Raw genomic sequence first — 8,281 nt, forward strand, 5'->3', positions numbered from 1 at the left:
TGGAACCGTGCACGACGGCACAGTGACGCTGTTCCTCTGCGGCGATGTGATGCTAGGCCGCGGCGTCGACCAGATTCTGCCGCATCCAGGCAACCCGAGACTTTCCGAGAGATATATCCGGGATGCCCGCGCCTATGTCGAGCTGGCTGAAGCAGCGAACGGCCCGATTCCTCGCCCGGTCGACTTCGCCTGGCCCTGGGGTGACGCACTGCCCGTGCTGGATGAGGTCCAGCCCGATGTTCGGGTAGTGAACCTGGAAAACAGCATCACCCGGTGCGATGACTTCGCCGCCGGAAAGGCGGTTCATTATCGGATGAGTCCGGACAACCTTCCCTGCCTGGCCGCCGCCCGGCCCGATGTGTGCGTGCTGGCGAACAACCACCTGCTGGATTCCGGCCACCGAGGGCTCGTCGAGACCCTCGACGCGTTGTTCGCGGCCGGGCTGAGAGCGGTGGGAGCCGGGCGCGACGCGGACGAGGCGTGCAAACCGGCCATGGTCCCGCTCGGCGGGGGCCGGCGGGTCCTGGTCTTCTCGTTCGGCCTGCCCTCCAGCGGCATTCCACGGGCGTGGGCCGCGGCCCCGGGCCGGGGCGGCCTAGACGTCGTCCCCGAATTGTCGGACGCCACCGCCGAGGAGGTGACCACCCGCGCCCGGCGGGCGAAGCGCCCCGGTGACCTCGTCGTCGCCTCCATCCACTGGGGATCCAACTGGGGCTATGACGTAGACGACGACCAGATCCGCTTCGCCCACCGGCTCATCGACGGCGGTGTCGACGTCGTGCACGGGCACTCGTCGCACCATCCGCGTCCCGTCGAGGTGTACCGGGACCGGCTTGTCCTGTACGGCTGTGGCGACTTCATCAACGACTACGAGGGTATTACCGGCTACGAAACGTACCGGGACGACCTGCGGCTGGCGTACTTCGTCTCCGCCGAGATCTCCACCGACCCGCCCGGCGCGACGCTGACCGGCCTGCGGATGGTGCCCCTGCAGGCACGGCGGATGCGGTTGTGGCGCGCTGTACCCGAAGACGCGGGGTGGCTACGGGGAGTTCTCACCAGGATCAGCCGCGACTTCGGGACACAGTTCGACCTCAACGCACCCGGCGTGCTGTCGCTGCGCCAACCAGGAGCGAACCCTCGATGGTGTGCTCCAGCGCTTCGGCAGCCTCGGCCAGCGACGAAGGCCGGAAGATCAGGACCGGTCCGTCAGGCACGCTCACGCCGGCGTGGGGGCACCAGCCGGCTGAGCACGTCGAGTTCCGCCAGCCACAGCTGCCCCAGCCAGGCGTGGTTCGGCACGCTGGCACTGGCCACGAACGTGACACCGACCCGCTCGTCGATGCCCAGCATGGCGATGGCCAGATGCTGACGTCCGACGAGTAGTTGGCCCGTGCCGACCAGCCCGGTCACCGCACGTCCCGCGACAGCCAGCGGCCCGCGCATCGTTCGGACGTTGCTCGCCATCAGGGCCATCTTCCGGGTCTGGGCCGGGGAAGCGGCGGCGCCCGCGAGCATGCGGGGCGAGGCAATCGTCGCCATGGTGGAGAAGTGGTGACGTTCCACCACCCCCAGCCCGCCCTTCTTCATGCGACGGGTCTCCGCGGCGATCCACGCCAACCGCCGGCCGGGGTCCGGCTCCCCGCAGGGAAGCGGGACACGCACGCCCGAGGAATAGTTCGACAGCACGTTCCGTTCGGCGGCGGTCCGGAAACTGATGGGCATCAGCGCGTGGAGGGGCTGCCGGTCCCGGCGCCATTCGGGAAGGGACCACGTCCGCAGCGCCCCGGCGAGCGCGGCGAGATAGACGTCGTTGACCGTGATATCGTGATGGCGAGCCACGGCGCGCAGCGTGCCCAGATCGGTGGTGACCCAGGAATGTCGCGCCGGCCCGGCCGGCGGTCCGCCCCAGGCGTCGAGGGCACGGGTGGGAGCCAGGCAACGTAGCCCCCGGCCGACGAAACCCGCGTAGTCCGAGGGCCGCGGCCGACGGATCGCGGGGGGCAGACCGAGGTCGAGTTCGCCCTCCCCCCGAAGAGCAGGTGCAGCGCCTGGTAGAGCGCGAAGCCGTCCTGCTGGATGTGGCTGGTCCGGTACACCAGCACCGTCCCGGACGACCCCGGGGCGCGCAGCAGGTAAAGCATCCACGGCGGCCGGCTGATGTCGATCGGCTGGGCGGCAATGCGGTCGACGGCGGCACGCAGCCGCGCATCGCCGACACCACCGACGCCCCGGTCGGCACCGCTGGCACCGGCGGCGGACGGCAGGTCCAGGGCGACGACGTGATCGTCGACGTTCATGCCCGGACCGGAGACCCAGAGGGTCTCGTTCGCCGTCGGGCGGCGACCGGAGCACCGGACCGCGACAGTCTCGAGACGGTCGGTAAGAATCCGTGCCCGGGGGTTGCGCAGCCGCTCGGCGACGTGCGCCCGCAGGTCCGCCAGCTCCAGCGGGGGGCCGTCAATGAACAGCAGCGCACCGACGTCCTGGAACTCCCCGGGATTGAGCCGGGTGAAGGCGAGGTAGGCTCGGTCACCCGAGGTCAGTGGACGGGCGTACGCCCGTTCGGAACCGGCCTTCGTGACCACGTCGAGCAGGGCCATCAGACGCTCCCCCGCCCCGTCCGGGGGCGCGGGACGCGGGCCCGGGAATCGGGCTGGGCAACTTCACCAGATTGACACGTCAACACGCCAAAGGATTCGGAATGAAATAACTTGTTCACTTCGGGGTCCTCGCGAGCCCGTGACCTGCGAAGACGCATATTGGCTTGCATTAATTACTTCATTACGAATTCAAAGACACATGGGCCCATGTACCTATTACTCCTGATTCCGAGCAGGCCGCCGGGGGTCTGTGTCGCACGTCTCCACGGAATAGCCCCGAATGGGGAAAAGAGCACCGTACAGCACCATCATTTGGCGACAATCGGATATGGCGTTGCCAGCGCAAGATAATGACGCGTTTATGACATCACCACGAAAGGGCTATGGCACCGCTTCATCAGACGCACCGCACAATGGCCGCCGGATCGTGTCCGCAGGCATCCCAGTCCGCACGCCGCCCAGTCCTCGCCACGGCCGTCCAGGCAGCGGGTGAGCCAGTCGGCGGCCCTGACGAACTCGTGGTCCGTCATGCTCGGGGGCACGGACGGGGCGACCTCGTCGGCGCGGGGGTAGGACCCCAAGAAGCGGATCTTCCGGCAGATCCGGTGCAGCCCCATCAGGGCCTCGCTCACCCGGCGGTCGCTGACGTGTCCTTCCGCGTCGATCGAGAAGCAGTACCGGCCCAGGCCCTCGCCGGTCGGCCGGGACTCGATCCGCATCAGGTTGGCCCCGCGAACGGCCCATTCCTGCAGGAGTTCCAGCAGCGCGCCCGGCTCGTCCGCGGCCGGCCACACCACGATGGACGTCTTGTCCGCGTTGGTCGGCGCGGTGGCGCGGCCTGGACGGCCGAGCAGGACGAAACGGGTGGTGGCGTCGGGGACGTCGTGGATGTCGGTCACGAGGGCCTCCAGCCGGTAGCGCCGCGCGGTGAACTCCCCGGCGAAGGCGCAGTCGAAGCGCCCCTCCCGCACCAGCCGGGCCCCCTCGGCGTTGGACGCGGCCGATTCCCACTCCGCGTACGGCAGGTGAGCCGCGAGCCAGCGGCGTACCTGGGCCCGGGCGACCGGGTGGCCGGTGACGGTCTTGACGTCCTCCAGCGTGGTGCCCGGCCGCACGAGCAGCGCGAAGCTGATCGGTAGCAGCACCTCGCGGCAGATCATCAGCGGCTTGCCGGTCGCGAGCTCGTCCAGCGTGGCGGTCACTGCCCCCTCGACGGAGTTCTCGATCGGTACCAGCGCGCCGGACGCGTCCCCGTTGCGGACCGCGTCCAACGCCTCCGCCACGGAGAGAGAGGGGAACAGCTCATGCGTCTCCGTAGCCGGCAGCGTCCGCAGCGCGGCCTCGGTGAAGGTCCCCTCAGGGCCGAGATAGGTGTAGCGGGGGGAGTAAGCAGGCAAGACAGACCTCCTAGGACCGGGGCGGGCAGCGGTCATCGCCTGCTGGTAAAGCGGTGGTCAGAGGTGCAGTGGTCAGAGGTGGCGCAGCAGCACCATGGGGTCTTCGACCGCGTCGGCGACAAAGCGCAGGAAGGACCCGGCGGTGGCGCCGTCGCAGACCCGGTGGTCAAAGGTGAACGAGAGCTGCACGACCCTGCGGACCGCCAGTTCGCCGTCCACCGCCCAGGGCCTGGGGACGATCCGGCCGATGCCGATCATCGCGGCCTCGGGGTGGTGGATGATGGGCGTGGAGCCGTCGACACCGAAGACGCCGTAGTTGTTGAGCGTGAACGTGCCGCCGGTCAGCTCGGCGGGAGTGAGCGTGCCCGCGCGGGCGGCGGCGGTCAACCGGGCGATCTCGGCGGCCAGTCGAGCGGTGGTCAGGCCCTGAGCGTGGTGCACGACGGGCACGACCAGGCCGCGCGGGGTCTGCGCGGCGAATCCCAGGTGGACGGCGGCGTGGTGGCGCACGCCGGTCGCGCGGCCGTCCGCGTCGGTGACGACGGCGGAGTTGAGCGCGGGAAAGCGGACCAGTGCGGCGACGCAGATGCGGGCCAGAATCGCCAGGAGACCGATTCTGGGCTCGGTGCCCCCCGTGTTGAGGGTGTCGTTGGGAGTGTCGTTGAGGGTGTCCTTGGCGGCGAGCAGTGCGGTGGCATCCGTGTCGACCCAGCAGGTGGCATCCGGCACCTCGCGCCTGCTGCGCACGAACGTCTCCGCCGCGCGCCGCGCCAGCGGGTCCAGCGGGACGACGGTCGAGTCGGTCTCCACGTCCCTGCGCAGAATCAGCCCCTCCGGGCCGGTGCCGACGAGTTTTCGGAGATCGACGGCGTTCTCGCGGGCGAAGCGGCGAACGAGGGGCGAGACGACCTTGACCATGGGCTGGACCACGGTCTGGGCGGAAGGCCCGAGTGGCGTCGCCGGCCCGGGTGCCGGCCCGGGTGCGCCGACGCGCCGTCGGCGGCGGGCTCGGGGGGGTCCGTGCTGGTGCCGTAGCCGACGAGGATGTTCCCGGAGCCCGTTCGCCCTGCTGCCGGCTCGCTGACGGCCACGGTGATCAGTGGTGTGCCGACCGGGACACTGGTACCGGCCAGGCCCGCGAGGGAGGTGACGACGCCGGCATAGGGGCAGGGCACCTCGACGACGGCTTTGGCGGTCTCGACCTCGGCTACGGGTTGATCGACGGTGATGACGTCCCCGACGCCGACAAGCCAGCGGACGACCTCGGCGGAGGTCAGGCCCTCGCCGAGGTCGGGGAAGGGGAATTCGCGTACCGCGGCCACGGTGTTACTGCTCCCACTGGAGTCGGGCGACAGCGTCGAGGATGCGGTCGACGCTGGGAAGGTAGTGATGTTCGAGCATGGGGGGCGGGTAAGGGATGTCGAAGCCGGTGACCCGCAGGACGGGGGCGGCGAGGTGGTGGAAGCACCGCTCGCTGACGCGGGCGGCGATCTCCGCACCGACGCCGCCGAAACCCGCGGCCTCGTGGACCACAACGGCGCGTCCGGTGGCGCGGACCGCCTTGCAGACCGTCTCATCGTCGAAGGGGACCAGCGAGCGCAGGTCGACCACCGCCAGGTCCCAGCCCTCCGATCGCGCGGCCGCGGCCGCCTGGAGGCACACGGGGAGCGAGGGGCCGTAGGTCAGGAGGGTCGTCGAGGTACCGGTCCGGCGGACCACTGCCCGGCCGATCGGCGGCACCTCGACCGGAGAGAAGCCGTCCGTAGACCGGTCGTCCGTGGGCCGGTCGTCCGTAGACCAGTAGAGCCGCTTTGGCTCCAGGAAGACCACCGGGTCGTCCGAGGCAATCGCCGAGCGGAGCAGCCCGTAGCCGTCGGCGACGGTGGCGACGTGCAGGCCGGGGGTGTGCGCGTAGTAGGCCTCGCTGGAGTCGCTGTGGTGCTCGACGCCGCCGACGCCGCCGCCGTACGGGATGCGGATGGTGATCGGCAGCGTGGTCTTCCCGGCCGTGCGGTTGCGCATCTTGGCCACATGCGACGCGAGCTGCTCGAACGCGGGGTAGGCGAAGGCGTCGAACTGCAGCTCCACGACGGGCCGCAGGCCGTACATGGCCATGCCCACGGCGGTGCCGAGGATGCCTGCCTCGGCCAGGGGGGTGTCCAGGCAGCGTTGCGCGCCGAATTCGGCGGCCAGGCCGTCGGTGACTCGGAAGACGCCGCCGAGGGTGCCGACGTCCTCGCCGAGGATGTGGACGCGCGCGTCCTCGCGCAGCGAGTCGCGCAGCGCGGCGTTGAGGGCCTGCACCATGGTCGCGGCGCTCATCGTGCGTCGTCGCTCTTGGCTACGTCCGCGGCCTGCCAGGCCATCAGCTCGGCGGCCTGCTCACGAAGCTGGCTGGTCGGCTGGGCATAGACGTGCGTGAACAGCGAGCCCGGATCGAGATCAGGCGCACGATCGAACTGGGCGCGCATCTCGGCGGCGAGTTCCTCGGCGGCCTGCGCGACTGCGGCGACGCCGGCGTCGTCGAGGAGACCGGCCTTGCGCAGCTGCCGCTCCAGCAGCATCAGCGGATCGCGGGCCTGCCAGGCAGCGACCTCCTCCGAGGTGCGGTAGCGGGTCGCGTCGTCGGCGTTGGTGTGCGCCTCCAGCCGGTAGGTGACCGCCTCGACCAGCACCGGGCCGCGACCCGACCGCGCGTGCTCGACCGCCGTGCGCAGCACACCGTGCACCGCAGGCGCATCGTTACCGTCCACCAGGCGACCAGTGATCCCATGGACCACCGCCTTGTGTGCCAGCGTCGGTGCCGCGGATTGCTGGGCCAGCGGCACCGAAATCGCATAGCCGTTGTTCTGTACCAGGAACACCACTGGCGCGTTCAGCACCCCGGCGAAGTTCAGCGCCTCGTGGAAGTCGCCCTCGCTGGTACCGCCGTCGCCGATCAGGGCAAGCGCCACGACGTCCTCCGCCGCCCACGGATCCGAGGCCGCGCGCAGGCGGGCGGCGTGGGCCAGGCCCACCGCAATGGCAGGCCTGGGTGGCCAGCGGAGTCGACAGCGGCGCGATCCGGTGCTCCCACGGGTCGTAGCCGCTGTGCGCGTTCCCGCGCATCAGCGTCAGCGCGTCCACCGGGCGCACGCCCCTCGATACCACCGCCAGCGTGTCGCGGTAGCTGGGGAACAGCCAGTCCGACTCCCGCAGCACCATGGCCGCGGCGATCTGGCATACTTCCTGGCCGGTGGACGCCGGGTACACGGCGAGGCGGCCCTGCCTGGCCAGGGTCGTGGCCTGCTGGTTGAAGCGCCGTCCCAGCACCAGGCGGTGGTACAGGACGCGCAGCAGATCGGTGTCGACCTTCCCCGCAGCCTCCTGCCGAGGACCTGGACCGGCTCGGGGTCGGGCAGGAGCGGAGCCGGGTCACGACGCGGACCGTGGGAGCTCGGCGGCCCGACGAGGCCGGGCGCGGTGCTGTCGTCGAGGATTGTCATGGTCCACCTTCGGCAGTTGGTGGCGGAAAGGGCTCGGGGATGCCGGTCAGATCTACGCCGCCGTTGACCGGCTGCTGATGCAGGTCGGAACCGTCCGTGGGCTGGCGGGCGAACTGGGGAGGACTCGTCCAGCAGCGAACCTGGTCGGTCTCGCGGAAGTGGAGCGCCGGTGCACGATCACCAGTAAGGTCCGCTTGGCCAGCGCGGTCCTCGATGCGTGCTGACTCGCGGTCTCGGGCTCCGGACTTCGGGCTCCGGGCTCCGGCCTCCGGACATCGAGCTCCGGGCTCCGAGTCGAGGTGCGGGACCTGAGCAACAGCCTGGCCAGGACGAGGGGGGCTTCTCACCGTCCAGGTGAGCCGCCCAGGCCAGGCCCGACGATCAGGAAGCGAGGTGCGGGGAGCCGTGGCCTCGCTTGAGCTGTCCCGGTTCGCCGGCTTGCCCGGTTCGGGCGCCGTCCGTGGTCACGATCCTCCTCCGCTCAACTTCTTGGCTCTGGTTCTCTGATTTTCCACCCCCCGTTGGCGGCTGGATCGTGTCCATAATCACCTTGATAGTCATCGCGCGGGCCCCGACCCGGCATTAATGCATGGAGCGCGCCGCGCATCAGGTAGAAATACTTTCGTAAGTCGACTCGCCGAAGAGGCGGGGGTAGCGAGTCTGACGTAACCCTGGAAAACCGACCCCGGGGGCTTGAGGTGATTATCATCTCACCCGGCGACGGGAGTGAATCTGCCTGGTCAGGGCCGTGCGGGCCCGATCCTCGCCGAGTCGGGCCCCGGCGGGCGTGTCGTGT

Annotated in this window: 4 protein-coding genes and 3 pseudogenes; 1 reads left to right on the forward strand and 6 read right to left on the reverse strand. The window is 70.1% G+C overall.

What is annotated here, in order from left to right:
* Nucleotides 1-49 precede the first annotated feature (49 nt).
* Nucleotides 50-811, forward strand: a pseudogene (locus AC08OT_RS16815) (CapA family protein); the annotation flags it as partial.
* A 398-nt stretch (nt 812-1,209) separates the two neighbouring features.
* Here the strand turns inward: AC08OT_RS16815 and AC08OT_RS16820 are convergent.
* From AC08OT_RS16820 to pdhA, 6 genes and pseudogenes are all read right to left on the reverse strand, one after another.
* Nucleotides 1,210-1,725 carry a WS/DGAT domain-containing protein gene (locus tag AC08OT_RS16820; RefSeq protein WP_476593976.1) on the reverse strand — a complete coding sequence of 172 codons (516 nt, stop codon included), beginning with the start codon at nt 1,723-1,725 and terminating at the stop codon, nt 1,210-1,212.
* A complete protein-coding gene (locus tag AC08OT_RS16825) occupies nt 1,725-2,603 on the reverse strand; it encodes a hypothetical protein (RefSeq protein WP_476593975.1) in 879 nt (292 codons plus the stop codon). Before AC08OT_RS16825 ends, AC08OT_RS16820 begins: the two co-directional genes overlap by 1 nt.
* A 359-nt stretch (nt 2,604-2,962) precedes the next feature.
* Nucleotides 2,963-4,000 (reverse strand): prephenate dehydratase, encoded by a 1,038-nt coding sequence (gene pheA, locus AC08OT_RS16830; RefSeq protein ID WP_476593974.1) that lies wholly within the window; start codon nt 3,998-4,000, stop codon nt 2,963-2,965.
* Between the two features lie 72 nt (nt 4,001-4,072).
* Nucleotides 4,073-5,322: pseudogene (locus AC08OT_RS16835) on the reverse strand (dihydrolipoamide acetyltransferase family protein).
* A gap of 4 nt (nt 5,323-5,326) precedes the next feature.
* Complete coding sequence (locus tag AC08OT_RS16840; protein WP_476593973.1) at nt 5,327-6,322, reverse strand: alpha-ketoacid dehydrogenase subunit beta; 996 nt, start codon at nt 6,320-6,322, stop codon at nt 5,327-5,329.
* Nucleotides 6,319-7,485, reverse strand: a pseudogene (pdhA, locus tag AC08OT_RS16845) (pyruvate dehydrogenase (acetyl-transferring) E1 component subunit alpha). Before pdhA ends, AC08OT_RS16840 begins: the two are co-directional and overlap by 4 nt.
* Nucleotides 7,486-8,281 lie beyond the last annotated feature (796 nt).

Source organism: Frankia sp. CgJB1, assembly GCF_977947065.1.